Source organism: Pseudomonas sp. FW306-02-D09B, assembly GCF_058782685.1.
Genome location: NZ_JBYSXY010000023.1, coordinates 25,330 through 49,879, shown reverse-complemented (window position 1 = coordinate 49,879; position 24,550 = coordinate 25,330). Strand labels below are relative to the sequence as shown.

Sequence of the window (24,550 nt, the reverse complement as noted above, 5' to 3'; positions counted from 1 at the left end):
ATACGAGTGGTCTTAGTAATCCGCCCGCTTGCGAAACGCCCAACGCCCGGCCAGTACCGTGAACGTCGCGACCAGTGCCACCAGAATCCAGAATCCTTCCGGGTCGCCGGCAAGGGGAATCCCGCCGACGTTCATGCCGAAGAAACCGGCAATAATGTTGATTGGCAGCGCCAATACCGTGACCACGGTCAGGGTGAACAGCGTTCGGTTGCTTTGCTCGTTGAGGTTGGCGGCGATCTCTTCCTGCAACAGCTTGATCCGTTCGCCGAGCGCCGTGAGGTCGTTGATGATCAGCGCGAACTCCTCGGTGGATTTGCGCAGCTCCTTGACGTCGTCCTTTTGCAACCATTGCGGCGGACGGTTGAGCAGACGCAGCAGCGAGCCCGGCTCCAGTGCCAGCAGCCGTTGCAAGCGCACCAGCACCCGACGGTTGGCGCCCAGTTCGGCACGGTTGGTGGACAGTCGCGATGACAGCAACTCGTCCTCGATCTGGTCGACACTCTGGCTGGTCTTGCGCACGATCTGCGTTAGCACTTCGCCCTGGTCGCGGAGCAAATGCACGAGCAGTTCCAGTGGCGAACGAAAGCATTCGCCGGCCTTGACCGAGGAGCGCAGCTTGTCCACCGAGTGCAGGGGTTGCAGGCGCGCGCTGATGATCAACCGACTGCGGGCGCAGACCCAAAGGGTCGAGACGTCTGACGACACCATGCTGCTGAGGTTGAACACCACGTCGTTGACCACTGCCAGCAGCGCTGAATCGACGTGCTCGATGCGCGTCGAGCGCGAGCCTTCATGCAAGGCTTCGAAAAATTCTTCCGGCAACTCCAGGTGCGCTTTCATCCAGCGCTCGCACGCAGCGTGGGCGAGGTTCAGGTGCAGCCAGAGGAACTCGTCCTCGGCGCCCGGTTGTTGCAGCAGCTGCAGCGCCTTGGCCGAATCGATCTCGCGGCCGCGTTCGCCGGGACGAAAGCTGAAACCGTAGAGCAGGCCGAACAGGTCAGAATCGCGGTGGCGTTGATCGATGCTGTGGTTCATGGAGTCTCGCTGAAGGGCGGCGCCTGTCGTACGTTTCACAGGCTCACATGAGCGGCATCATGGCAACGCTGTTTGACGGTTTTGTGACGGTTTGGTGGTTCGCGTAATAGAGCCTTTACCAGTGGTCGGATTGGCTTCAAGAAAACGCGGCACGCGCCGATGACGCCTAAGTTGGCTCAGGCACTTTGGTGTCCGGTCCGCATGTTGTCGACAGGGAGGTCCGGACATCTCGCATGCCCTACCGATGCGAGTCTTATCCCTGTCATGAGTATCACTCGATGTTTTTGCAAAAATCCCTGCGAGCGCAAATCCTGGCACTGCTGAGCGGCAGTCTGATCGCGATGTTGCTGATTGCCCTGGCCTGTTTTCACTTACTCTCCAGCGGGGTGCAGAACTACCGCAACCTCATCGAAGGCCCGTTACGTACCTCGCAACTGATTGACGAAGCCAACCTGCAATTCAAGGCTCAGGTCCAGGAATGGAAAAACGTCCTGTTGCGTGGCAAGCAACCGGCTGAGCTGGACAAATACTGGAAGCAATTCGAGGACCGTCAGGGCGACGTACAGAACATCCTCGGTGAATTGACCCGCCAACCGGGCATCGACGCCTCACTTAAAACCCGCCTTGAAAGCCTGCGTGATGCGCACCGGGTGCTTGGCGGCGCGTATCAAAAAGGTCGAGAGGCTTATCTGGCAGCCGGTGGTGATCCTTCGGCAGGTGATAACGCGGTCAAAGGTGTGGACCGCGCCACGAGCGAGCAGATGAGCGAACTGGTCAACGAGTTGCGTAAACAGGGCCGGGAGCAGTCGACGTTGATCAGCGCCAGCGCCGATCGCACGGTGTTGCTGGGTATCCTGGTGATGCTGGCTTCGGGCCTGTTGATTGGCTTGCTCAGCCTGTGGCTGGTCAACCGCAATCTGGTGGAACCGATCCGCAAGCTGATCGAATACGTCGCGCACCTGAGCCAGGGCCGCTTTGCCGAGCGGGTGGCGAGTGATCGTCAGGATGAGTTGGGCAAGCTGGCGGTGGCTGCCAATACGCTGCGCGATTTCCTTGCCGAGACCTTCAGTCGCTTGCAGCGCAGCGCCTCGGATCTGGACAGCGCCAGCGGTGAGCTGAACTCGATTGCGACCTTGATGGCCCATGGCACCAACGAACAGTTCAACCGCACGGATCAAGTCGCCACGGCGATGAACGAAATGTCCGCCACCGCCCAGGAAGTTGCTCGTCATGCGGCCGACGCGGCACGGGCCGCCGATGATGCCGATCAGTCGGCACAACAGGGCGAGAAGGTCATGCAAGGCACGATTCACACCATCACTCAGATGCGCGGCGAAATCGCCAACACCGCGACGGTCATCCGCCAACTGGAAACCGATAGCGGGCGCATCGGCAAGGTGCTGGAAGTGATTCGCGGCATCGCCGAGCAAACCAACTTGCTGGCATTGAACGCCGCTATCGAAGCCGCTCGGGCCGGTGAAGCCGGACGCGGGTTTGCTGTGGTGGCCGATGAAGTACGCAGCCTGGCCCAGCGCACAGCGGCGTCGATCATCGAAATCAACCAGATCATCCAGAGCGTGCAGACCGGTGCGGTAGACGCGGCGCAGGCCATTGAAAGTGGCCAGTCGCGCAGCGAAGAAAGCGTCGAGCAGGTCACTCAGGCCGGGGCCATGCTTGAGCGCATTACTGCATCGGTGGAGGCGATTCGCGACATGAACCGCCAGATCGCCACCGCTGCTGAAGAACAGACCTCGGTGGCCGAAGACATTTCGCGCAACCTGACCGAGATCACCAGCATCGCCAGTACCAACCTGGACAACGTGCAGCGCACTGAAGCGGCGAGCAACAACCTGCACGGGTTGTCGGGGCAATTGAACGCGGTGACGGCGCGTCTCGGCGCCTAGCCAATTGAAATGTGTATCGGCACGCTAACCGTGTCGGTACACGATTGATCTCAAGTGTGGGTGTTGCACGTCGATGATTCGGTTATCCCTAACCTCATCGAAGGAAACGCCCATGGTCAGCCTCACATCGGTCTCGATCAATCAGACTCTGTCCACTTCCACCAGCAAGACTTCCATCAGCGGCAGCACCGATACCGACACCACGCAAAGCACAACCACGACGGGCAGTTCGACCACCGACAGTGGCAAAGTCGCGGCCGGTGGTGCACCTGCGTCGGGTGGCAGCAGTTCGAGCAGCAGTAGCAGTGAATCGGATACGGTGAAAGAGCTGCGCAAGCAGATCGCCGAATTGCAAAAGCAATTGCAGGAGCAACTGCAACAACTGCAGGCCGCTCAGGCCAGTCAGGAAAGTGCGGATGCCAAAGCGGTGAAAGTCGCCGCCGCCCAATCGCAGATCGCAACCACCTCGGGCTCATTGGAAACCGCTACGGCGGCGTTGACGCAAGCGCTGCAAGAGTCAGGCAGCAGCACGTCGGGATCGTTGGTCAGTACAACGGCGTAATGTTTCGGCCTGCCTGGCTGCGCCTTTGATATCCCATGTCCCATGAAGCTCGTGCCACCGGTCGGATTCAGGGGCAGAAAAGGCCTTGATTTACCGCCTACCTGTTAGTTCTGACAGTAGACGGGGTGGTGCCCTGAGGATTGTATGGAACGGTCAGCGCAGCCTGCGCTACTTTTCTGTCAGGAGCGATCCCATGTCTTTGAGCAAGTTGGAAATGTTGGAAAAGTTGGAAAAACGGGGAAAGTCGGAACAATCGGAAAAGAAATGGGAGAAGTTGGATGTTCCAAGCATGAAGCCGGCGGCCGGTTACGATGGACAAATCGATGAACAGTTGATTGGCGTGCATCTGGACGCTTTGGTCTTGGGCGGGCAAGGCTATGAAGCAGAGGATCATCTTCAGGTGCGCTGGAATGGCACAACCGTGTTTCGGCAAGATATCAAAAGCGCGGAAGTTGAAGCTGGCGTCGAGGTAAAAATAGAAAAAAGATACGTTGTAGCGGGTGATGCCACAGTCGGGTACATCATCATCAGTCATGTGGATGGAGAAATCACCGACTCACATGAATTGCATCTTAAGGTTAATCCGGCTATTCCGGATGCGTAGTTCTTGCGTCGCTATCCACTAGACCCGGCCACCTCTCTCATGCTCAAAGCGCAAAAAAGCCGCGAAACCCGAAGGTCACGCGGCTTTTTCCCGGGGCGATTTACTTGTCTTGCGTGTTGCTCAGTACTTTGCCGGTTTTTGCGTCCAGCTTCACATCCCACTCAACGTTCTTCGCGTCGCGGATTTCAACCTTGTACTCATAAACACTGGTTTTGGCATTGTGCTCCAGCTCGGTGTCGGTGATGTTTGCAGCCGTGCTGCCAGGATGCTCAGCGAGCGCCGCCTGATTGAGTTTCTGCATGTCCATCACAGTGCCGTCCTTGAGCAGACCCGGGATCAGGTCCGGGCGCACATCGGCCATGGCGAAACCGGCTGTCAGGGTCAGGGCAGCGGCGGTGAACAGGGCAGTCAACGTCTTCATGGGGCATTCCTTGGGTGAACTGTTTAAGTGGCGTCAGGTTAACCAGCGCAACTTAATTCATCCTTAACATCGCCTGAGCCTGGTCGTTCCCGCGCAAATCATCACGAGACTGCGTGCTGCCGAACCTGTAGCAGCTGGCGCAGCCTGCGTTCGGCCGCGCAGCGGTCGTGAAACCTGCGCCTGCGGTGAACCTGAAACTCCGCGTTGCCTGATTCTACGACTGCTGCGCAGCCGAACGCAGGCTGCGCCAGCTGCTACGGGAATTGCGTGGCCCCTCTGGTTTTGCCGTACCGCCAGTGATGCTCCCGTGTGGGAGCATCACTGGCGGGCGGCCACTCAGAAGCCGTTGTTCTCAAGCAACTGCGCAACGCTGCCTGCTGCCGGGCGCTTGTAGTACTTGAGCAGTTCGCTGGCGCGGTTGGTGAAGATGCCATCGACACCGGCGTCCATGACCTTCTTGTAATCCACCGCATCGTCGATGGTGTAGACGTGCACCAACATGCCTTTGTCGTGGGTGTACTGGTTCATCCATGGTTGCACCAGGTCCGAATAGCTTTGATCGCCGCCGTTGGTCAGCGCTGCCGAAGGGCCCGTGCCAATGGCGCCCTGAGACTTGGCGTAGTCGACCCATTGCTCGAATTCGGCTTTGTCCTTGGGTTCCTGTTTGGCGTAGTAGGTGGCTTTATCCTTGTCGCCGGATTCGGCGAAGGTCACCTTCGACTTGGGCTCGATGCTGCCTTCGCCCACCCACAGCAGGAGAATCTTCGGTACTTGCGGCATTTCTTTTTGCAGCAGTTCAAGGCTGCTCTTCTCAAAGGTTTGCAGGATCACTTTGCCTTTACCCTGGCCGACGCTCAGTTCACTTTTAGCCAGTTTGGAACCCGCCGGGCTCAACCAGCCACGGTCTTGAAGCTTATCCTTGAGGTCGCGCTCGATGCCGGGAAACTGCTTTGGCTCTTTGGTTTCGATGTAAAGCCCTGGTTTGTGCAGCGGGTTGCCTTCGGCAATATCGATGATTTCGTCGAGGGTCAGGATTTTCAGACCGGCGTAATTGGCACGTGCGCGATCCGGGTGAGCGGTATTGAACCAGCTGCCGGCATCCAGGGTTTTAAGTTCGGCGATGGTGAATGCGTTGGCCGGGCTGTCCTTGCGTTCAGGAAACTTGGTGGCAACGTCGGTGGTGCGTTGCAGGTTGTTGTCATGCAAGGCGAACAGCACGCCGTCCTTGCTGCGTTGCAGGTCCATTTCCAGGTAATCGGCGCCCAGGTCGCGCGCCAGTTTGTAGGAGGCGGCAGTGGATTCCGGTGCATCGAACGAGGCGCCACGGTGGGCGATCACTGCCGGGTGCGGGATCCCGGTGGCGGTGGCCAGAGCGGTCGGGCTCTGCTGGCTGGTCGCCTGTGCCTGGCCAAGGCCGAGCATCAGACTCAGCAACAGGGCGCTTTTGGTGTAGGTAACAGGCATTGTCGAGGTCCTTTCGTAAGAAGCGATTTCAAAGACCTATCTTTTAACAATTGAGCGCCGGATGCGCTATCGCCAAACCGACATTAACGTGTGTGAGGGGCGATTTTTCTGCGCTTTTGTGCAGCCCTTTGCAGTACGATCCACTTCGGCAAATTCCCCTCCAGAGGGAAATCCCGAAACATCCGTTATCCCGCCCTCTGCGTGTAAACCATCGTTCAGCCGTCCTTCGGGACGCATCCGTGAGGTTTACCATGCGCATCACGTCCGAACTTATCTGCCAGGCCGCCGACCAGCTCAACGGCTTCGTCGGTTTCAATCGCAAGACCGCCCGATACATCGTCCGCTTCAGCGAAGACGCTTTTGGCATGGACGTCGCAGACGACGCGATTATCCCCGCCAGCGAGTTCGTCTGGGCGTCTGAGGACGGTCAAGCCATGACCCTCAAGCGCGAGCTGATCCGCTTGTTGCTGGAGCAGAACATCGACGACCGGATCAACATCACTGAACCACTGCGGGTCTATATGCGGCGTGAGGATTTACCGGAGATCAGCGCGCTGCGCCGTCTGGTTCAGGCCGGCTGACGCTCGAAGGCATAAGCGCGTTCGACCTTGCAGACCCGCGTGTGAAACGCTTCATACCAGGTCGAGCGTCCGCGTTCGCGGGTTGCACTGTGCTCAGCGTGTTGTTTCCAGGCGAGAATCGCTTCTTCGCTGGACCAGTAGGAAACGGTGATGCCGAGCCCGTCCTCACCCCGGGCCGACTCCACCCCGAGAAACCCTGGTTGGTCGCGGGCAAGTTCGACCATGCGCTGTGCTGCTTGCTCGTAACCCTGGTCGGCGGCGATGCGCAGTGAAGTGAAAATTACCGCGTAGTAAGGCGGCGAAGGCGTGTTGGCGATCATCTGACGTTCCTTGCGCAGGCCTGGATAAAGGCATCGACCAAGGGTGGACGGGTGCCGGTTAGCGCTGCGCGTTCTGGTTGAAACAAGGTCGCGACGAAGAACGGATGATCGCTGAGCTCCATGGCCCGTAGATCACCCGCCGAATCGTGGCCGGTGGCTCTCAGGTTGTGTGTCAGCAATTGCTCTTCGAACGCTGGATTGACGCCGTAGCGGCAGTGATAGCCTTCATGAATCTCTGTGGACTCGTAGGCGTTGGCAATCAGCGAGCCTTTAACCAACCGGATGCTGTCGACGATCTCCACCAGTGAGCAGGTGAGCGGCGTGAGCACGGCGCGCGCGGCGTCTGGCGAAGTTTCACCATGCTCGGCATCGGTCCATCCCAGAACGTTGCGTGCGTATTCAAGCACCGCGTGTTGAAAACCACCGCAAGTGCCGAGGAACGGCCGCTGTTGTTCTCGGGCAAAGTGGATCGCCAACAGCGCACCGTCCATGTTGCGGTAAGGGCTGGCGGGTACGCACCAGAAGCCGTCGAAGTCGGCCAGTCGGGTGTTTGCATTAATGTTGTCAGTGGCCAGCCACTCAATGTGCACATCGACGTCAGCGTGTTGTGCGGCCAGGTTCAGCGCCAGGGGAATTGCCTGATGGGCAGTGACCTGTGGGTCGTAGTCACCGATCAGTGCAATACGCAGTTGAGGGCTCTCTTGCATGGTGTCTCCCAAGACTTGTTGATTGCTGGAGCCGACTATAGAGTGGCGTTCACGCAATCAATAGAGGCGTTTAGCCAAGTGTTCAATGCAGTAACGCACTATCAGCTGGATTACCCGGACCTCGCCTTGATTCTTGCGTTGGTGCGCGGCGGCTCTCTGGCACGGGCGGCGGCGCTATTGAAGGTCGACGTTTCGACGGTGTTTCGTGCGGTCAGGCGCCTGGAAGCGGCGTTGGGCCAAGCGCTGTTCGAGAAAAGTCGCGCAGGTTATTTGCCGACCGCCCTGGCCCGAACACTCTCCGAGCAGGCCGAACGCGCCGAGCAGGCGCTGGAAGCGGCGCGTATTGGCGTGGAGCAGGGCGGTGACGTGATCAGCGGCACCGTGCGCCTGACCTGCACCGATTCGGTGTTGCACGCGTTGCTGTTGCCGGCACTGGCGCAGTTCATGCCGGCGTACCCGGCGCTGACCCTGGAACTGAGCACCTCCAACGATTTCGCCAACCTCAGCCGCCGCGATGCCGATATCGCCTTGCGCCTGACCCGCTCACCTCCGGAGCATCTGGTTGGGCGGCGATTGGGCGCTGTGTCGTATCGGGTGTGCGCGAGTGCGGCGTATCTGAAATCGGTCGAGCCGAGTGATCTGACACGGTTGAGCTGGATCGCTCCGGATGACTTTCTGCCCGACCATCCAACCGTGATCTGGCGTCGTCAGCAATTTCCCGGTGTGTTGCCGAGCTATCGCTGTAACAGCATGCACTCGGTCACCGAGTTGGTACGCGCCGGGCTTGGGGTCGCCGCGTTGCCGGACTTTCTGATCGACCCCGCGCAGGGGCTGCGTCCATTGAGCGAACCCCTGCTCGGTTACGACACCAGTCTGTGGTTGCTGACCCGTCCGGACTGCCGCGCATTGCGCTCGGTGGTGACGCTGTTCGACGAGTTATCACGCCGGGTGCAATTGCCTGATCAGGGACGTTGCTGATCCTTCAGAACGTGTTGATGCATCTCCGTGGTCAGGTTTTCGATGCGTTCGGTCAGCTCTTTGGTCATCTCGGTCAGTCGGGTGTTTTGCTCAAGCAACGTCAGTAACTGTGCGGAGGTCTTCGCGGCTTGTGCTTGCCGTTCGGTGTTGGCAATCGCCAAGGTCTCGCGGTGTAGCGCGTCGGCTTCGGACTGGGCTTTGTCACGAGCGGCCTGACGGGTTTGCGCCAGCAGAATCAACGGCGCGGCATAGGCCGCTTGCAGACTGAACGCGAGGTTGAGGAGGATGAACGGGTAGACGTCGAAGGTCGTTAACCCCGTGACGTTCAGGGCAATCCAGACCACGACGATGAGGGTTTGCGCGCCGAGGAAGGTCGGGGTGCCGAAGAAGCGTGCAAAGGCTTCGGCCTTCAATGCAAAAGTGTCGTTGCCGAATGTCGATGCCAGATGAGCGTGGGGACGATGGAAACGCAAGTGATCGATGGGGGCGGCGGGATCTTTTTCTTCGGGCTTGGTTGAATTCATGATGCTCTCTGCAATGCCATGGGACTGAGGCTCACTATAACCCCGACAGCTTCCAGCGCCCGACTCGCCTTGAAACACTTTGTAGTGTTTTATTCAGCGCTTCGGTCCAGCGGATAAACACCTGAATAGTGTCATTTGTTCCATGTGTCCTTTTGCGTGCCCTTCATGCCTGCCGTTGATAGCAGGCCAGAAACATGTCCAGTGTCGACTCTACAACCGTCGTCTGCATCTCGGGTGACAGTGGTGGACAGTTGAGGGAGATCTGCGGCCAGAAGGCAAATGCCTTGAGCATTCCCTGCACCTGCTGGGCAGCAAAGGCCGGGTCTACAGGCTTGAGCCGACCGTCAGCCTGAGCCGCGCGAATCCAGGTGGTCAGCCCTTCTTCACGTTCGCCAATGCGCTCCACCATGTCCTGGACCCGTTCTGGCGAATGGATGGTGGCGGCGATGGCAACTCGTGCCAGATCAAGGAAATTGGTATCCCCCAGCAACTGCAATTTGCAGTGCAGCAGTTGGCCCAACTGCTCGCGAAGCGGCAGGTCTGTGCGATAACAGTTGTCCTGCTGAGCGGTGACGTTGGTCCACAATCGTTGCAGGATTTCAGTCCACAGCTCTTCTTTGCTGGGGAAGTGGTTGTACACCGTGCGCTTCGACACGCCCGCGGTGGCGGCGATCTTGTCCATGCTGGTGATGTCGAAACCGTTGGCACGGAATTCGGCAATCGCCGCCTGAACAATGGCTTCGCGTTTACGGTCGGTGAGGCGCTGCGGAGCTGTCATAAATACGCGTCGGTAGAAAAAAGGGAGAATTACACTCGGCAGTTTACTTGCTCACGGCTTTGTTGCAATCTTGAAACTACACTGTGCAGTGTAGTTGAACGGTTGAAAAATAGAGTTTGCGGCTGACGCGTGCGTGCATTGGCCATTTATCGTCCGAAAAAGAAACGCCGCACCTCGCAGGTTTTTCTGGAGTCACTTAAACATGGCCACTTTCTCTTACCAGGCGGATAGCGCCACTGAACTGAAAACGTCCCGGCAAGAGCAGGGGCAATACCAAAACCATGCGGCCGTACCGGGGCAAGGCTTTCGCAAGACCCTGCGAATTTTCTGGAACATGATTTTCCACAAGCCGAGTAACACGCGACCGACCGGTGTTATTCCGGTTCAAGCACTGACACTCGAACAGCTTCTCGACGCACCGAACCACAGCGTATTCCGCCTGGGGCATTCCACCGTGCTGCTGAAACTGCGCGACAAGTTCTGGCTGACCGACCCGGTCTTCGCCGAGCGCGCATCACCGGTGCAATGGGCCGGCCCCAAGCGCTTCCATCAACCACCGATCAGCCTCGAGGCGTTGCCACCGATCGAAGCGGTGATTCTGTCCCATGACCATTACGACCACCTCGATCGTCAGTCGATTCTCAAGCTGGCGGACAAAACCAGGCACTTTCTTGCGCCGCTGGGCGTGGGTGAGACGCTGATCAAATGGGGCGTCGATGCGAGCAAAGTGCGTCAACTGGATTGGTGGGAAGGCACTCAGATCGAGGGCATTCATTTCATTGCCACGCCTTCGCAGCATTTTTCCGGTCGCGGGCTGTTCGATGGCAACAGCACGCTCTGGGCCTCGTGGGTGATGATCGATGGCGGCAAACGGATTTTCTTCAGTGGCGATACCGGTTACTTCGACGGTTTCAAAGCGATTGGCGAACAGTTCGGCCCCTTTGATCTGACCCTGATGGAAACCGGCGCGTACAACGTCGACTGGCCGCACATTCACATGCAACCAGAAGAAACCCTGCAAGCCCACATCGACCTCAAGGGTCGTTGGCTGCTACCGATTCACAACGGCACCTTCGACCTGTCGATGCACGCTTGGCATGAACCCTTCGACCGCATCTTGGCCTTGGCCTGGGAGCGCAGTGTTTCCATCACCACACCACAAATGGGCGAAGCGTTCAGCCTTGGCCAGCCGCAGCGTGGGGAGGCCTGGTGGCTGGAAGTTGAAGAGACGACCGTTCAGTTGATCGTTAATAGCTAGGGACGTACGCCTATTCCACGGATTGTTCTGCGCAGATGCTGGTACAGCAGACTCTGCCAGTGTTGGGGGAAGGGGCCCCAGCGGATGATTGGATATCACTCAATCATCGCGTAATCCGCCCGCCCCACCGGATCAGGAGTAGAGCCTCTGACGCTCATGCCTCGGCCCGGTGCAAAGCCTGGGAAGAACACCAGGCCTTCGGCTTCAAACCGGTAGGCGAGGGCCAGACGGGTGACGTCGAGCACTTCACCGCCCGCTTCAAACCGGCGGATAGCTTCAACGGTAACCCCGGATTCCCTGGAAAACTCCTCCAGCGACCAGCCCAGCATCGCACGGGCTTGTGCGCTGTGTGCGGGGGTGAATTGGAAAAGGGCGATACGTTCCAGGGTGATTTTCATCGCAAGAGAGGCCATGGTTTTCTCCGGGTTCGAAATGGGTTATTCAATGAGTACTGTGTTTTTGTACAGTTGTTTTCGACCCGGATCAAACTCAATTTTTTGATTGGTTCTACGTCGCCTCCAACCCCGGCACCTCCCGAATAATGAAGTGATCCAGATTCTCGATATCACCACTGAATACCCCGAACGTCTGCTCGGGGTTTTTCTTGCTCGGCACCTGCTTCAACTCCGGGGTCACACCATAGAAGAAGCAATAAAGCTCCCGCTCACTGCCGATGGCACCCTTTATTTCCTCCAGGAAGGCTTTGCGCTTGCGGTAGTTTTCGATCAGTTTTTTGCTCAGGTAGACGTTCACCGAGTAGGGCTTTTTGTCGAGCCAGACCTTCTTCTCGAAATCGATGCGGAAGCTGGTGTTGTAGTCCTTGATCGCCTTGATCTTGCCCCAGTAAATCAGCCCCTTGTTGTCCTGCAGGTATTCGATTTTCTTGAAGAATGCGCTGTAGGACGCAGTGTGCTCGCCAATCTTCAGCGGCATGCGTTTGAGCAGGTCCTTGTTATCGAAATTCGATACGAAGCACTCCACCGGGTGAGCGAAGACGCTGGTTTTGTCCGGTGCCGACTCGCGAGCCGGGTGCTCGGTAGTGCTGGTCGTGGCAGACGGTTTCGGCTGTTCCCGAGGCGCATCGACATCCGGTGTTGGGGTGGACGGCTTGCGCACATACTGACGCCGGGTCAGCAGCAGCTCTGACGGAAAGTGCTCCTCTGGCCCGTCGTCCGTTTCTGCACCTTCTGACGCCGGCGCTCTGAGGCTGACATAAGGGCAGCCCTCGATATGCCGGGTGCCGGGCAGGTTCTTGAAATGCGGCGTGCGGATGTAATTGACGTTTTTCGCGTTGAACGTCCCCAGCCCATTCGCCTCGTCGAACGCCGTGCGACAGTCGTCGTTGGGGCACTGAAAGCGCTCCTTGGCCGAGTCGAAGTCCATGGTCTCGTCGAAGTTCAGATCGCGCACGTCATAGATCGACAGCTTGTCGTCGAGGCTGATGCAGTAGGCGGTGTCGAATTTCATGCGCGCTCGGGTCCTTGAGAGGTAGGTGGCGTATTAATAGCGGGTGGCGCGTGATGGCGCACCTGTTGATTCACGTTTGTCGCATCAACGCCCTGCGCAATTGGACAAGAACCCATAGCCTGACTAGCGTTGTCAGATGGAGCGTTGGGTTCCATGCCTCAGACTGAGGCGCCGTTGCGGGCTGACTGTCTGTTGCACCTACAAGGAGGTAAGGATGTTTGGGTCGGTCGTTCTGGACGCGATTCTCGGGATGTTGGCGCTGTTCACGCTGCTGGGTATTTTCGTCACCACCCTCACTGAAATCATTCAATCGTTCTTCCAGAAGGTCCGGGCAAAATACCTTTATAACGCCCTGAAGCTGCTGTTCACCGGCAAATTGAAGGGGCTGAACGACAGCGACCTGGCGTTCTTCCAACAGGTGCTCGATCACCCGATGATCCAGTCCATGGCGCCGCCGGGCAATCGCCCCAGTTACCTGGACCCGGCGATGCTGGCGCAGGTGGTGATCACGCTGCTGCTGCACAAAGACGACACCACGACCCTCGATATTCCCCTCGACGAACTTAATGCAGCCCTGACCAAGGGCATTGCGCAGGTCCCGTCCGAGCACTTGCGCCGTGCACTGTCGACGATGCTTGCGACGGCCCAGGCCAACGTCACCACGGCCCAGGAGCTGCTATGCGCGTTCAAGACCCGGCTGGAGCACTGGATCAATGCGGTGATGGACCGCGCCGAAGGCTGGATGCGGCGTAATGCCAAAGTCGTCTCGTTGGTTTGCTCTTTGGTGATTTGCCTGGTGCTCAACGTCAACGCGTTCGACCTCATGCAAGGCATGGTGCGCAATGACACGTTGCACGCAGCAGGCATGCAGATGGCCAACAATCTGGTGACGAACAGCGCATCCGCAGCACTCGATCAAGCCTGCGCGAATCGGGACGACAAGGCCCAGTGTCAGTTCGATTCGGCATTGAGCAGTTTGCAGGCGCTGCCTCAGGGCGCTATCGGCTGGAACAACCCGCCGGCTTTTTTACACCACGATCAGACAAACAAAATCGCCTGGTTCGGCTACTGGTTGCTTGGGGTCATGACGGCGGCGTTGGCTGCCTCGTTGGGCGGCGACTTCTGGTTCAAGATGTTGAGCCAGATGATTCGCCTGACGGGCAGCAAAACAGTCCCACAGCCCAAGCCCTGAGCGCGATCGGGCACAACAACTCAGGGAGAGCAGCATGGCGAACAACTGGCCCGACGAGATCAAGCACGTCGTTGTGCTGATGATGGAAAACCGCTCGTTCGATCATCTGCTGGGGGATTACACCAGCATCAACCGTGCGTGCGACGGCATCAACCGTAAAGCGCCCAGCACCAACCCGCTGAAGGATGCCAGTGGCAACACGGCGGTGATCACTCAAACGGCGGAAACACCTGACTACTTTGCCCTGTGGGCGCCGCCCGCGCCTTCGCCACCGGCGCTACCGGCCAAGGACAGCGAAGGTTTCGACCTCGGTCACGAGTTCGTCGATGTGGTGAAGCAACTGGATGTATCACTCAAGACCAGCCTGACCGCACCCAAACTCGATGGCTTTGCGCAAGACGCCTACGACAAGGCCCGCAACGATCTGAAAGTGTACAAAACTTACTCGCAATCCATGGCCCAGCGGGCGATGAACTACATCCCGTTTGGCTCCACGCCCGCCGCCGATCCGCTGCCGGCAATCCAGGGGTTGGCGCGCAATTTCACCGTGTGCGACCGCTGGTTTGCCTCGGTGCCGGGCCCGACCTGGCCGAACCGTTTTTTCGCCATGCTCGGCAGTTGCAACGGCCACTTGCTGATGCCATCCACGGGCACCGTGCTGGCCGGGATCAAAAGCCTGATTGCACAGTTTGGCGGCGACAGCATTTTTTCGCTGCTGCGCGACAAGGGCCACGACGTGCGCATTTATTCCGACGGTGCCATCCCGCTGGCGGCGCTGGTCAAAGGTGGCTTGCAGCACATGAGCATCGACGACTTCAAGTCGGATGTCGCTGGTAACAAGCTTCCCGAACTGTCCTGGATCGAGCCGAGCTATGGCCTGCTCAATGGCAAGCTCGGGCCCAACGTCTCGCATCATCCACCGGAAGACCTGCGCTTTGGCGATCAGTTTGTCGGTGAGGTGTTCAATGCCTTGTCGGCCAACACCAATGTCTGGAACAAGACCCTGTTCGTGCTGCTGTACGACGAGCATGGCGGCTTCCATGATCATGTGGTGCCGCCGACTTGCGTAGCGACGGGTACATCGGTCGATGTCGATTGGCCCAATCCCTTCACCCGGCTGGGCATCCGCGTACCGGCAATCCTCGCCTCGCCGTGGCTCAATCCCGGTCTGATTCCGTGGACCGACAACCTCCAGGCGCAACATTACGATCACACCAGTTTGCTGGCCTTTCTCTGCGATCATTTCCAACTGCCGCGCAGCGCCCTCGGTGCAAGGGTGGTCGCGGCCCAGCACTTCGGCAACGCGCCGATCTGGCGCACTGCCGCAAGCACTGCACCTGCGCCGAAACTGGCAGCCACCGTCGTGCCAAGCCGCGCCGGGCTGCCCTTGATCGAGTCCCAACTGGCGACCCAAAGCCGGCAGGTGGTGGACAGCGCCACCGGTTACCTCGACGGCCTGGATCCGGAGCAGATCTGGAAAAACAGCGCCCAAGGCGTCAGCAGTTTCCTCGACAGCCGCACCCGTGCATTGGCTGAGCCCGGCCAGGCCGCCCTCACGTCCGCCGCGCCGAGTGCCGATAGCCTGGAAGCGAAACTGCGGCGCCTGCAGGATTTGATGGCCACCGCCCACGGTCAAACGGTGGCTGCCGTTGGTGCGCCCGCCGTCAAAACCTTGCAAGCAGGGGCGGTGCCGGCTGTTGTGCCCGCGCAACTGCGAGTCCTGTGCCTGCCGGGTGTGGGATTCACGCAGCCCGCCAATGGGCAGGGCAGTACCGACGCGAACTGGCAGGAACAATGGCGCACGCTGATCCGCAACCAACTGGCGCAGAACGGTCGCGTCATCGACGACCAGGACATCGACTTTCTGCCCTTCGATGATCAACTCAAGGATGGACCGGACTTCGCCCAGATCACCCGCGGCCTGGCCATGTTGCGGGACGATGCCAGGGGCAAGGCCGACGAGGATTTCGGCAGTTGGGGCCTGCCGGTCAATCAGATGCTACGCACCACCGTCGGCGCCATCGTGCAATGGATCGAAGACGCCGATTTACGCACCGCACTGACCCAACATCTGCTGGACAAAATCGACGCGTTCAACCCGCAGATCATCTTCGCCCAAGGGCTGGGCAGCCTGATCGGTTACGACGCCTTGCGCCGTTCGGTGGCCAAGAAAGGTTCAGCGCTGAAACTCGTCGATGGCCGGGTATTCGTCAGCTTCGGCTCGCCCATCGCGCTGCCATTGGTGATGCGCGAAGTGTGGGGCGGGCGGGTGATGCGCCTGAGTGAAAACGGACGAGGCATTCGCCGTTGGTTCCACCTCTACAACCCCAACGACGGCTTGCTGACCCGGCCGATCACCTCGCCAGACTCGGCGCGGGTCGACCTGCAAACCGAGTTCAGCGTGCCGCTGCGTGATGACCTGCTCGACCTCAATCATGCCGCCCAGGCCTACTTATCGTCCGCCACCAGCCAGACCGGCCTCTGGCCACAACTGGCTCGCGACGTGGTGGCGGCAAGCGCTCTGGAAGTGCCGGCGTTCCTGTCCCGCAGCGGCCAACGTAAACGCCGCGCCCTGGTGGTCGGCATCAACGATTACCCCGAACCGGGCGCACGCCTTGACGGCTGCATCAACGACACCTACCTGATCAGCCGCATGCTCCAGGAAAGCGGCTACGACGCGGGTGACATTCGTTTGCTGCACGACGCCCGAGCGACACGGGCGAACTTCGTCGAGCGCCTCGAATGGCTGGTAGAAGGCGCCCGCGCCGGCGACGAGCGCGTGCTGTTCTATTCCGGCCACGGCACCCAACTGCCGGCCTACAGCAGCAGCGGCGAAGCCGACCGCATGGACGAAACCCTGGTGCTCTACGACTTCGACTGGGACGACGAAAACACCCACTTCACCGACAAACTGTTCCGCCAGTTCTACAGCCACCTGCCGTTCGACCCGAACGGCCACGGCGCCAAACTGACCGTCATGTTCGACTGCTGCTACGCCGGCGGCATGACCCGCGGCAACGGCCGCGTACGCGGCATCACCCCACCCAGCGACATCCGCCACCGCATGCTGCGCTGGGACCCCTACGCCGGCGACTGGGACCGCCGGGTGTACGCCGCCGACAGCGACGGCCGCGACTTCAGCGAGCAAGGCAGCAAATCCAGCATCCTCACCCGTACCCGCAGCACGCAAGGCGCCGCCACCGGCCTACGCCCCGAGAAAAAAGCCCAACTGGTACGCCAAGGAAAACTCTACGGCCACCACGGCCCCTACATGCCCCTGATGCTCTACGCCGCCCGAGAAAACGAAAAAGCCAACGAGTATGAGGTGGGCTCCACCAGCTACGGCGCCTTCACCTACGCCGTGGTCGAGCAACTGCGCAAACTGCACCAGGAAAATGTGACGTTGGGGTTTGATAAGTTGATCGATCAGGTCGGCAAAGTGCTGAGCGCGAGGTCGCTGGGGCAGACACCGGAGATTGTCGGGCCGAGCGGGGTGAGGGAAGCGGTGTGCCCGTGGCGAATTAGTGGGTTGGGTAAGTGAGGGAGGAAGCTGAGTTGAACGCTGACGCTTTCAAAACCTGAGTCCGACTCAACCTCCCAGGTCGCAGTCATTCGCCCCGACACCTCGGTCAGTCCCCTCGCCCCTCTGGGGCGGTCCGACGTTTCGGGAGGGTTAGGGTGAGGAGGCGATTTCACTGACACTCATTTGTCATGAGGATGCGCTGGTCCGTTAGGGTTTCATTACCAGCCGCTTCACCTTCTCATAGAGCGACAAAGTGAACTCGACTTTGTCGTTCGAAAGATGACACCACCGATGGCAGTTGGGGCAGAGCGCGACAGTTCAGGATTGCTTCATTGGCAGTCGGTGGTCTTGAGAAATTATTGGACTTGGGTCCAAGAGTAGGGGGGATCTGTTATACCTTCTACGGAAGCTTCTTACAAGGGGGGGATATTCACTGGGGTATTAACTTATTTTGGCGAGTAATCTATCTGACTTATTTTGATTAGGGTCTGTGTTCTCGTTGTAATTAAAGCTGGATTGATGATGGTTTTTTTATTTTAAGGGGGTTGGATGAAAGAGTTTGTGTTGGATATGGCTGATAAGGAGCTTGCTGAGGTTATTGGTATTACTCCTCTAGATCCTTTGGCGAAGCATCTGTTTTTTTTTGAAATGACACGTGTTTTGGGGTATTGGGCTACTTGTAATGCAGCTCTTTCTAAAGAAAAGCAGTTGCCTGGACCGGTTTTTACAATGATTGGGTGGGGGTGGAATTTAGCAGCTGAGTATTATTTTTCAAAGCTATCAAGTCCCGGTTTTCCGATGTTTGAAAGCACTAGTAAAACAAGGGTGGATGCATTAACGGTTTTGCACAAATTTGGAAGATGTGTGCTTCTTCGACGCGTGGCTGATATGTTGGATTCGGGGATGTTAGAAGGAGAGGTTGTTGGCGGGAGATACGTCTTTAGAAGGGTTGGTTTGTCTGAGGAGCAAGTTGTAGATAATCTTGAATATGAGTTTCTTAATGAGCTTAATTTGGATTTGGAAGGGATGGTTGGTGGGTTATATAATGGATGGAATATCACCGAGTTTACAAGTATAGATATTTTGCCGAAAGAGCTAGGGGCATTCCATGGTAAGGTCGTTATACCCGAATTGAAGGCGATGCGGTCAGAGAATATAAGGGAGTTAATGTCTCCACTTGTGAGAAGTTGGGACTCTGGTTTTGGAATAATGATGGCATATGATGCGATTCCGGAAACAGATGCTCATTTTTTCTCTGTTGCGTTAGAAATGGTTATGGCATGGCGCGATGAAGCTGGAATACATCCTTCTGTTAAATTAGATTTTGGGACTGGGCATGAATTAAGTGTTGTTGTTGCGGCTGTATTAAGTTTGCATTTGAAGCACTTGAGCTTTCTAGGTATTTCAGTAGGGAAGTATCCGGAAATATTGTTGGAGCAAAGTTTAACTATATGGACGTCAAGGAAGGAACTGATAGAAACTGTTGAGGTTTTGTCCCGGCTTGACGGAAATATTGTCGAGAAAATAGTCGATGGTATTACGTTTTTTCCTGAGGATGTTGGCTGTCTGAAAGGCAATACAACACCTTTTTCACCTCTGCTCATTGGGTTGGGGAATGAACAGATAATAAGGCCTGTTTGGTGTGTTGGTAGTAATCCTTTTGCATCGCTAATAAAGTTGTTTCAGTGGCGAAATTCTCGAGTTGAAAATTCTTTAGCTAAGTACCGCGAGGATTGGCAGAGATCTCATCTTTACTATGCTTTTGGCGGCAATAGATATGAGCTTATAAAAGGTAATGTAAATCTACGGGTCGATGGTGTGTTTTTGACTGATGTTGATGGAGCCATATTTGATACGGTGACTGGGGAGTTGGCTTTATTTCAGTTGAAATGGCAAGATTACTTTACCAATGATGTTAAGAGTTTAAGAAGTAAAGCTAGTAATCTTGCTAGGGAGTTGGAGGGGTGGACGCATAAAGTTTCGAGCTGGATAGACAGGTATGGGAGCGATGGGGTTGCTAAAAGTTTTCGGTTGAAACTGAAGAAGGGGGGTGGTATTACAGGAATTTACTTGTTTGCAATTTCTCAGTCGGTTGCGCGTACTGGTGGTTACGGATTTAAAATGAAAAATAATAGCGTCGCGGTAGCGAATTGGCCTCAATTTATGAGGTTGAGAATCGAGGTTGGACCGGCTTGTAAGGTTATAAGTGAGCTTCATGCTCGCATAAAAGAAGAAGTTGAAGTGACGTACCCATCATTCGCCATACCCTATACTTCGAAGTTTTCCTCTGTGGAAATAAGCTTTGAAGACGTTTGGCGTGGGTATTGATTTAGTCAATATGATTTTTTGACAGGATTATTCACGCGTTGGCATCAACTCGTTCTCAATCCTTACGCCAAGTCGGTATGCAAAATATCTCACTGTGGCGAGGGAGCTACTCCCGCTGGGCAGCGAAGCAGCCCCGGTATTCTGATTCAATGAAAAATCCGCTGCTTGAAAACTCAAACAGCGGATTTGCAAATAACTAGAATCCACGTAGCAATCGTGAAGCCTTGCTCCACCAGGATTCCCGCTGATTGAACGGATCGCTCGCCAGCAAGCAAGGCATATCCCGCAACCGAATCCACGGCTCATCCCGCCAGTGCAACATGCTGAGTGACATCTGCGGCCAACTCAAAACGCTCAACGTCGGACGTTCGACAGAACGCAGCGGATGGGCATCACGCAACGCAGGTACAACCTGATGCGTCAGCCACTCACGAAGCTGTCGATACTCTGGGCAGTAGTGATACACCAGTAGCGCATACACTCCAGACTCACTCACCATTAAGTGTTCTTCGGCTTCGCCATAGGTCTCCACGCACATTATCTGTCGCTGATCGGCATCTAGCTTGCGCAACATACGCTCATCAAGATACTTACTCATGAAGCGGCCCAGCTCGTGAGCGCAGAACCACACCTGGTTCTCCACCAGAAGTGCATGCAGATGTGTTTTGTGGCGGGTAAATCGAGTCGGTAAAAGTGGTTCAGACATGGCGTACCCCCGAAATCGGAAGCGCGAGATTCGGTATACAGGGACAGTGATTCACCTTCATCATGAAAGTTGGATAGTCAGGCATTTCCTTTACCTCTGGCTGCTTTCTTAGGGCATTCGTTATGGGTGTCGGGAGCTAAGAAACCCACCAGAGACGGGCCGGACATATTCCCCTTTCGGGTCTTGTATTCGCCCACTCCCGACATAACGGGGATTTTTTCACAGGCGTCGAAAAACCGCTGGCGAAAAAAGCCGCATGGCTGTCGGGTGCGGAGGGCCGCTCTGGTTGAGGCGTTTCTTAGGCGCCGAGTTGTGAGCCTAAGGGGTCAGGGCAGGGTGGTCAACCCTTCAAAATCGACAAATATTTTGAGGTGTAAGATGCGTAGGCCGTAGGCTTCACACGTTGAATGCATTCTGGATTTCGAGACGTAGGAGATCTCTGTTTTTTGTGTGGCATTTCCAAATGGCCACCACCCGCCACCTTAAATTGATTAGCGCTTGTTGGGCTTTGAGATCCCTTTCGACATTTTTTGTCAGTTTGTTCTGCCAGAAGTCGATCCTGCTTGTTGGCATGTATGCATATTTGCACTTGGGATGTTGATGCCAGAAGCAGTCATGCACTGAAACCACATCGGGTTTACCTGAGAACTTGACGTGCAAGCCAACGCGCAGTCCTGCGCGATGCATGGAGCCGCGCACAGCCAGTTCCGGGTGAATTGACTCTTGAATGCGCGGTTTCAGATTGGTTGATTAGCTACCCGCGCGCCACTTGTTGTACTCAGTTGGCAGCAGGGCCGCAATTTCGTCGCTGGCCATCTGACGCAAATTGTAAGTGCGCTCGAATTGTTTGAAGGTGAAAGGCAGGCGACGGATGCCACCTAGCCCGGCTTTGCTCTTCGGGTCGCGGCGAGCTTTCCTCGAGCGTTGCGAGGTCACCCCTGTCTTTACCGAACCGTCAGGCATGGCATAGAGCGAATTGGCTACCGGCCAAAAACTTCGATGGGCGTAGATTTCTTGGCGCGACGTCATCTGTTCAGCCATTTCACCCCATGGCGATTTCAAAGAACCCAAAGCAACCTTGGCTGCCGTCCCATGTAGACTTACCAAGTCCCATGCAGTTCGAGCAACCAAGCGGTAGGCCAGTCGCGGAGACTGCATGATGTAGTGCGGTTTTGCCAAGGGCTTTCCTGCTCCAGCGCCTCGGCTTTTACTCACTAGGCTTTCGATGAAAACCAACGAAATCCATGCCCACATTCCATAGTTCGATAAGAGGGCAAATCGGTCCACGTTGCCTACAAAAACCTGGTTCGCCAGATATTCCCCCAGCTCGTAGCTGGTTGAAAACTGTCTGGACAAGTCGATCCAGTATTCACCATCAACAACATCGGTAGTTGCATCATCCTCCAAGAGCACCATTGGAGATGCGCCCGCAGGATTGTCAAGCCATGCTGCAAGCTTGGCGATGCCGTCTTCATTCAGTGATCTGACTTGGCTCGTCATATCTGTTTACCTTCCATTTCTGCCAAAGCCTCAGCCATGTGGTGCTTGAAGATGCCCTTTGCAGCGAATTTCCTGACAACTTCGTCGGCCCAAACCTGTTGAGCTGAGATGTCGTCGTCTTCGAACTCGATGGGAAGATTAGCACCCAATGCGGCGATGAAATCCGCCCATGGTGCAATCCAAGTTTCGGAGTCATCCAGTGCCGACACGTCTTTGGCAATTGCCATTGCAATTTGACGCATGACTTCGGGCATGACAAGAGCGCCAAACCAAGGATGATTTGCTGCAGAGACAGCGGTGGGGAACAACATTCTTTCCACTAGAACATTCGGTTTTTCGCCCGCTCCCGTGCCCTCAGGGAGTACAAGTTTCCACGCAGCGCCGTGCAGATCGGTCGGCTCGATGTCCACCAAGCTGGAGCCGAGATTGCCAGCCTCATCCAATGCCCTGACACCGTCCGTGTATCCGACGAGCAATGACTCGCCCGGCCTGTTAAAAATGAACCTGAATTTCAGCGGCTTGTCGGTGGTGATCGCCCGGATGCTCGTAGGCGTCTTCTTGAAGTCGGACAACGGGCCAAGATCGAAGTACTCTTCTGTACTTCCTGCATGGACGATGCAGCCCAACTGCACGTAAGGATCAAGTTTCGCAGCCTCGTAATCGAAACTGTCCAACCAAAACACTCTGCCGTCAGATACATCATTCCTGACTCGCACCACGAAATGCTTCTTGTCGATCTGCTTCAATCCGGTGGGATTAGTTGTCCTCGTTATCTGCCCCATCGGACACCTCCTGATACTTCACGCGGATTTCGAGCTGTCGGTTGTGATCGAATCCGGCAACTGACAGCCTAGAGCTCTCATCGTCCAAGCGAAAGCTCAGTGTGTTAAGTGCCGTGGCCAGCTCGGAAATGCCTGAATACTCACGTGGATACGACAATTCATCACCAATCCAGAAGTCGGCGGCATCCCACAACTTGAATGCGTCACCCACGACAGTGGCGTAGGCCAAAGTGATCCTGCAATCAATCGGGAAAGTGAATCCTTCCGCTGCTTTCGCATGAACCTCGAATCCCTCATTGAGAATCTTGAGTACGACAGGCTTGGGTTTTGGTTTCGGGATTTCTTCTGGCGATTGGTGCTCACCCTTGGGTGTTTCCGGCGTCACTCCGCCACCACCTAGACGTTTGACAGGTTCGGAAGCCGGATCGGCGAAATAAACCGCCAGGGCTGTGTCATCCTTCTTGCCCTCCGGTGAGATCAGTTGCACCAGCCGCAGCGCAGCGTTGCGGACCGCATTCAGCACATCATTGGGCGAAGAATACTGAGCCACAACCTTTGGACGCCGCGCATTCCAGTTGCGATGGGTCGGTTCTTCGGCTGCTACCAGCAAATCGGAGAGATTGGGATCCTGAATGAAGGTCAGCGCCATCACCGGGACAATGGTACGCGCTGCCTTCAACCTCTTTTCGCCGTCGATTCCTAAGTCTTGTCGAACGAACAGCTCTTGGCTCTGCTCCGCACTTTCGTCCTGCTGGAGGAAAACGCGGAACTTTGTGGTTGAAGTTTCCTTCGGTTGTTTCTTTTTGACTGCGATGAGGAAGTCCACCGAAACCAACTCGGAGTTGCCGAACTTTTCCTTCAATGATGTCAGCTCGGCTTCCTCGAATGCATTAACTGTCAGCTTCGTTTCCCTAGCCCATGAATCCTTCGCCGTGGCAGTGACTGCTTCATTTGCATTCTTCGCAGTCAGTGCGAGAAATTCGCGGTAGCCCTTGCTCAGCCTGCAATTTTGTCCCATGTCATTTGCCACGTCGGCGATGCTCGACGTATCCAGCGTAACATCGCCGACCTTCACCACGAGGCGACCACGGTTGATGGCGAAAAAGAACTCGTTGACTACGGCATTGCGCAGCATCTTTTCCGTGATGTCCTCTGACGGCAATGGAACCATGAAGGTCGTGCCGGCTTCCGCTCCTCTAGCCAATCCGAGTTCGGCCTTTATTCCGTCGAGCATCGGAATTTTGTCGATGGGTATTGCCAGTTCGCTAGGATCACTTCCAGCTCCCCACCTTGCTTCCTTTGCCCAACGATTATTGTCGCCGGGCAGCTTGTAGTTGCGCTTGAAGCGGCAGCAGCCGAAGAGAAGTTCGATGCCATCTGATTTACGTTTAGTTAGGGCAAAAACGCTTCTCAACTGGCTAGCCAAGTACAAGGTGATTTTTCCTTGACCAGCCCCACCATTGGATTTTGTCGTTTTCGCGCCTTCGCCTTCGCGGAACCAGAACGCATTCCAATTTTCGGTCGAGCCTTCACATGAGGAATCCGTGTAGCAACCCTCAAGACCGGTCGTTCCGAAATCCTCGATCACAAGAAATGTCATCTTGTCAGGGCGTACATCGCTCTCGATCAGTTCGCCGGCCCGAAAGTGCTTGATCCAATCGTCGGAGAAGATAGATCGAGCGAACTCGCTGGTGGCCACGTCTACCGTGACCAGCTTGTATTCAACGCGAACTATGCTGTCGCTGCTTCGCGCATCCAACGGATTCTGGAGCGTTTCACGGACTAGAATTTCAACGCTGGTGCGTTCTTCATCCGCGAAATTATCGTCGGAAATGCTAGCCCCCGAAGTCTCGTTCGGATTTAGCGGGCGGAACTGCCAATGAACCACAATCAACTCTCCCTATCAGTAGATCCAG

22 protein-coding genes and 1 pseudogene are annotated in these 24,550 nt (G+C 56.5%); 9 read left to right on the top strand and 14 right to left on the bottom strand.

What is annotated here, in order from left to right:
* Window positions 1-12: 12 nt before the first annotated feature.
* On the bottom strand, window positions 13-1,035 hold the full coding sequence (locus AC3WK5_RS26585; RefSeq protein ID WP_019693178.1) for a transporter: 1,023 nt from the start codon (window positions 1,033-1,035) through the stop codon (window positions 13-15).
* Window positions 1,036-1,313: 278 nt separating this feature from the next.
* Between AC3WK5_RS26585 and AC3WK5_RS26580 the strand changes: the two genes are divergently transcribed.
* The 3 genes from AC3WK5_RS26580 (at window position 1,314) to AC3WK5_RS26570 (ending at window position 4,105) form a co-directional block, all read left to right on the top strand.
* Window positions 1,314-2,939, top strand: a complete 1,626-nt coding sequence (locus AC3WK5_RS26580) for a methyl-accepting chemotaxis protein (RefSeq protein ID WP_103314957.1) — start codon at window positions 1,314-1,316, stop codon at window positions 2,937-2,939.
* A 112-nt stretch (window positions 2,940-3,051) separates the two neighbouring features.
* Window positions 3,052-3,501: a hypothetical protein gene (locus AC3WK5_RS26575; RefSeq protein ID WP_103314956.1), complete on the top strand. Its 450-nt coding sequence runs from the start codon at window positions 3,052-3,054 to the stop codon at window positions 3,499-3,501.
* A gap of 193 nt (window positions 3,502-3,694) precedes the next feature.
* Window positions 3,695-4,105 carry a hypothetical protein gene (locus tag AC3WK5_RS26570; protein WP_103314955.1) on the top strand — a complete coding sequence of 137 codons (411 nt, stop codon included), beginning with the start codon at window positions 3,695-3,697 and terminating at the stop codon, window positions 4,103-4,105.
* Between the two features lie 100 nt (window positions 4,106-4,205).
* Here the strand turns inward: AC3WK5_RS26570 and AC3WK5_RS26565 are convergent, their stop codons facing one another.
* Together AC3WK5_RS26565 and AC3WK5_RS26560 are read right to left on the bottom strand one after the other, a co-directional pair.
* Window positions 4,206-4,526, bottom strand: a complete 321-nt coding sequence (locus AC3WK5_RS26565; protein WP_103314954.1) for a PepSY domain-containing protein — start codon at window positions 4,524-4,526, stop codon at window positions 4,206-4,208.
* Window positions 4,527-4,862: 336 nt separating this feature from the next.
* Entirely contained in the window at window positions 4,863-5,990 is a 1,128-nt protein-coding gene (locus AC3WK5_RS26560; protein WP_103314953.1) for a glycerophosphodiester phosphodiesterase, read from the bottom strand.
* A gap of 251 nt (window positions 5,991-6,241) precedes the next feature.
* Between AC3WK5_RS26560 and AC3WK5_RS26555 the strand changes: the two genes are divergently transcribed.
* Window positions 6,242-6,571 (top strand): DUF2025 family protein, encoded by a 330-nt coding sequence (locus AC3WK5_RS26555; RefSeq protein ID WP_103314952.1) that lies wholly within the window; start codon window positions 6,242-6,244, stop codon window positions 6,569-6,571.
* On the opposite strand, the gene AC3WK5_RS26550 is transcribed toward AC3WK5_RS26555, so the two are convergent.
* Together AC3WK5_RS26550 and AC3WK5_RS26545 are read right to left on the bottom strand one after the other, a co-directional pair.
* Window positions 6,559-6,891, bottom strand: a complete 333-nt coding sequence (locus AC3WK5_RS26550; protein ID WP_103314951.1) for an antibiotic biosynthesis monooxygenase family protein — start codon at window positions 6,889-6,891, stop codon at window positions 6,559-6,561. The genes AC3WK5_RS26555 and AC3WK5_RS26550 overlap by 13 nt on opposite strands.
* The gene (locus tag AC3WK5_RS26545) at window positions 6,888-7,598 is read right to left on the bottom strand and encodes a CTP synthase C-terminal region-related (seleno)protein (RefSeq protein ID WP_103314950.1); all 711 of its coding nucleotides are present in this window, start codon (window positions 7,596-7,598) and stop codon (window positions 6,888-6,890) included. The genes AC3WK5_RS26550 and AC3WK5_RS26545 overlap by 4 nt, the downstream gene beginning before the upstream one ends.
* Before the next feature lie 15 nt (window positions 7,599-7,613).
* Between AC3WK5_RS26545 and AC3WK5_RS26540 the strand changes: the two genes are divergently transcribed.
* Window positions 7,614-8,576 carry a LysR family transcriptional regulator gene (locus tag AC3WK5_RS26540; RefSeq protein ID WP_103315104.1) on the top strand — a complete coding sequence of 321 codons (963 nt, stop codon included), beginning with the start codon at window positions 7,614-7,616 and terminating at the stop codon, window positions 8,574-8,576.
* On the opposite strand, the gene AC3WK5_RS26535 is transcribed toward AC3WK5_RS26540, so the two are convergent.
* Together AC3WK5_RS26535 and AC3WK5_RS26530 are read right to left on the bottom strand one after the other, a co-directional pair.
* Complete coding sequence (locus AC3WK5_RS26535; protein ID WP_103314949.1) at window positions 8,561-9,100, bottom strand: DUF1003 domain-containing protein; 540 nt, start codon at window positions 9,098-9,100, stop codon at window positions 8,561-8,563. The genes AC3WK5_RS26540 and AC3WK5_RS26535 overlap by 16 nt on opposite strands.
* Window positions 9,101-9,263: 163 nt before the next feature.
* Window positions 9,264-9,878 carry a TetR/AcrR family transcriptional regulator gene (locus AC3WK5_RS26530; RefSeq protein WP_054593635.1) on the bottom strand — a complete coding sequence of 205 codons (615 nt, stop codon included), beginning with the start codon at window positions 9,876-9,878 and terminating at the stop codon, window positions 9,264-9,266.
* A 202-nt stretch (window positions 9,879-10,080) separates the two neighbouring features.
* Between AC3WK5_RS26530 and AC3WK5_RS26525 the strand changes: the two genes are divergently transcribed.
* Window positions 10,081-11,136 carry an MBL fold metallo-hydrolase gene (locus AC3WK5_RS26525; RefSeq protein WP_054593634.1) on the top strand — a complete coding sequence of 352 codons (1,056 nt, stop codon included), beginning with the start codon at window positions 10,081-10,083 and terminating at the stop codon, window positions 11,134-11,136.
* Between the two features lie 95 nt (window positions 11,137-11,231).
* Here the strand turns inward: AC3WK5_RS26525 and AC3WK5_RS26520 are convergent, their stop codons facing one another.
* Together AC3WK5_RS26520 and AC3WK5_RS26515 are read right to left on the bottom strand one after the other, a co-directional pair.
* Entirely contained in the window at window positions 11,232-11,549 is a 318-nt protein-coding gene (locus tag AC3WK5_RS26520) for a helix-turn-helix domain-containing protein (RefSeq protein WP_054593632.1), read from the bottom strand.
* 94 nt (window positions 11,550-11,643) lie between these two features.
* A complete protein-coding gene (locus tag AC3WK5_RS26515) occupies window positions 11,644-12,603 on the bottom strand; it encodes a hypothetical protein (RefSeq protein WP_103314948.1) in 960 nt (319 codons plus the stop codon).
* A 214-nt stretch (window positions 12,604-12,817) separates the two neighbouring features.
* Here AC3WK5_RS26515 and AC3WK5_RS26510 point away from each other — a divergent pair, with 214 nt between their 5' ends.
* On the top strand, window positions 12,818-13,795 hold the full coding sequence (locus AC3WK5_RS26510; RefSeq protein ID WP_103314947.1) for a hypothetical protein: 978 nt from the start codon (window positions 12,818-12,820) through the stop codon (window positions 13,793-13,795).
* Window positions 13,796-13,829: 34 nt separating this feature from the next.
* Window positions 13,830-17,336, top strand: coding sequence for an alkaline phosphatase family protein (locus AC3WK5_RS26505; protein ID WP_103314946.1), 3,507 nt, complete (start codon window positions 13,830-13,832; stop codon window positions 17,334-17,336).
* 189 nt (window positions 17,337-17,525) lie between these two features.
* On the opposite strand, the pseudogene AC3WK5_RS26500 reads toward AC3WK5_RS26505, so the two are convergent.
* Window positions 17,526-17,633 (bottom strand): annotated as a pseudogene (locus tag AC3WK5_RS26500) (HNH endonuclease); the annotation flags it as partial.
* A 234-nt stretch (window positions 17,634-17,867) separates the two neighbouring features.
* On the opposite strand from AC3WK5_RS26500, the gene AC3WK5_RS26495 reads away from it, so the two are divergent.
* Window positions 17,868-19,646, top strand: coding sequence for a hypothetical protein (locus AC3WK5_RS26495; protein ID WP_103314945.1), 1,779 nt, complete (start codon window positions 17,868-17,870; stop codon window positions 19,644-19,646).
* Between the two features lie 196 nt (window positions 19,647-19,842).
* Here AC3WK5_RS26495 and AC3WK5_RS26490 read toward each other — a convergent pair whose 3' ends face one another.
* The 4 genes from AC3WK5_RS26490 to AC3WK5_RS26475 all read right to left on the bottom strand — a co-directional run bounded on the left by AC3WK5_RS26490 (window position 19,843) and on the right by AC3WK5_RS26475 (window position 24,522).
* Window positions 19,843-20,352 (bottom strand): BRO-N domain-containing protein, encoded by a 510-nt coding sequence (locus AC3WK5_RS26490; protein WP_103314944.1) that lies wholly within the window; start codon window positions 20,350-20,352, stop codon window positions 19,843-19,845.
* Window positions 20,353-21,102: 750 nt separating this feature from the next.
* Complete coding sequence (locus AC3WK5_RS26485; protein ID WP_103314942.1) at window positions 21,103-21,852, bottom strand: hypothetical protein; 750 nt, start codon at window positions 21,850-21,852, stop codon at window positions 21,103-21,105.
* A complete protein-coding gene (locus AC3WK5_RS26480) occupies window positions 21,849-22,634 on the bottom strand; it encodes a hypothetical protein (RefSeq protein WP_103314941.1) in 786 nt (261 codons plus the stop codon). The genes AC3WK5_RS26485 and AC3WK5_RS26480 overlap by 4 nt, the downstream gene beginning before the upstream one ends.
* A complete protein-coding gene (locus tag AC3WK5_RS26475; protein ID WP_103314940.1) occupies window positions 22,609-24,522 on the bottom strand; it encodes a hypothetical protein in 1,914 nt (637 codons plus the stop codon). Before AC3WK5_RS26475 ends, AC3WK5_RS26480 begins: the two co-directional genes overlap by 26 nt.
* Window positions 24,523-24,550: the final 28 nt, after the last annotated feature.

Bases quoted from the DNA above. Each gene is read 5' to 3' on its own strand.
- AC3WK5_RS26530 (WP_054593635.1), bottom strand. From the start codon at position 9,878: ATGACAGCTCCGCAGCGCCTCACCGACCGTAAACGCGAAGCCATTGTT.
- AC3WK5_RS26485 (WP_103314942.1), bottom strand. From the start codon at position 21,852: ATGACGAGCCAAGTCAGATCACTGAATGAAGACGGCATCGCCAAGCTT.
- AC3WK5_RS26550 (WP_103314951.1), bottom strand. From the start codon at position 6,891: ATGATCGCCAACACGCCTTCGCCGCCTTACTACGCGGTAATTTTCACT.
- AC3WK5_RS26565 (WP_103314954.1), bottom strand. From the start codon at position 4,526: ATGAAGACGTTGACTGCCCTGTTCACCGCCGCTGCCCTGACCCTGACA.
- AC3WK5_RS26535 (WP_103314949.1), bottom strand. From the start codon at position 9,100: ATGAATTCAACCAAGCCCGAAGAAAAAGATCCCGCCGCCCCCATCGAT.
- AC3WK5_RS26510 (WP_103314947.1), top strand. From the start codon at position 12,818: ATGTTTGGGTCGGTCGTTCTGGACGCGATTCTCGGGATGTTGGCGCTG.
- AC3WK5_RS26520 (WP_054593632.1), bottom strand. From the start codon at position 11,549: ATGGCCTCTCTTGCGATGAAAATCACCCTGGAACGTATCGCCCTTTTC.
- AC3WK5_RS26570 (WP_103314955.1), top strand. From the start codon at position 3,695: ATGTCTTTGAGCAAGTTGGAAATGTTGGAAAAGTTGGAAAAACGGGGA.
- AC3WK5_RS26560 (WP_103314953.1), bottom strand. From the start codon at position 5,990: ATGCCTGTTACCTACACCAAAAGCGCCCTGTTGCTGAGTCTGATGCTC.
- AC3WK5_RS26525 (WP_054593634.1), top strand. From the start codon at position 10,081: ATGGCCACTTTCTCTTACCAGGCGGATAGCGCCACTGAACTGAAAACG.
- AC3WK5_RS26555 (WP_103314952.1), top strand. From the start codon at position 6,242: ATGCGCATCACGTCCGAACTTATCTGCCAGGCCGCCGACCAGCTCAAC.
- AC3WK5_RS26575 (WP_103314956.1), top strand. From the start codon at position 3,052: ATGGTCAGCCTCACATCGGTCTCGATCAATCAGACTCTGTCCACTTCC.
- AC3WK5_RS26505 (WP_103314946.1), top strand. From the start codon at position 13,830: ATGGCGAACAACTGGCCCGACGAGATCAAGCACGTCGTTGTGCTGATG.
- AC3WK5_RS26515 (WP_103314948.1), bottom strand. From the start codon at position 12,603: ATGAAATTCGACACCGCCTACTGCATCAGCCTCGACGACAAGCTGTCG.
- AC3WK5_RS26545 (WP_103314950.1), bottom strand. From the start codon at position 7,598: ATGCAAGAGAGCCCTCAACTGCGTATTGCACTGATCGGTGACTACGAC.
- AC3WK5_RS26585 (WP_019693178.1), bottom strand. From the start codon at position 1,035: ATGAACCACAGCATCGATCAACGCCACCGCGATTCTGACCTGTTCGGC.
- AC3WK5_RS26480 (WP_103314941.1), bottom strand. From the start codon at position 22,634: ATGGGGCAGATAACGAGGACAACTAATCCCACCGGATTGAAGCAGATC.
- AC3WK5_RS26580 (WP_103314957.1), top strand. From the start codon at position 1,314: ATGTTTTTGCAAAAATCCCTGCGAGCGCAAATCCTGGCACTGCTGAGC.
- AC3WK5_RS26495 (WP_103314945.1), top strand. From the start codon at position 17,868: ATGAAAGAGTTTGTGTTGGATATGGCTGATAAGGAGCTTGCTGAGGTT.
- AC3WK5_RS26490 (WP_103314944.1), bottom strand. From the start codon at position 20,352: ATGTCTGAACCACTTTTACCGACTCGATTTACCCGCCACAAAACACAT.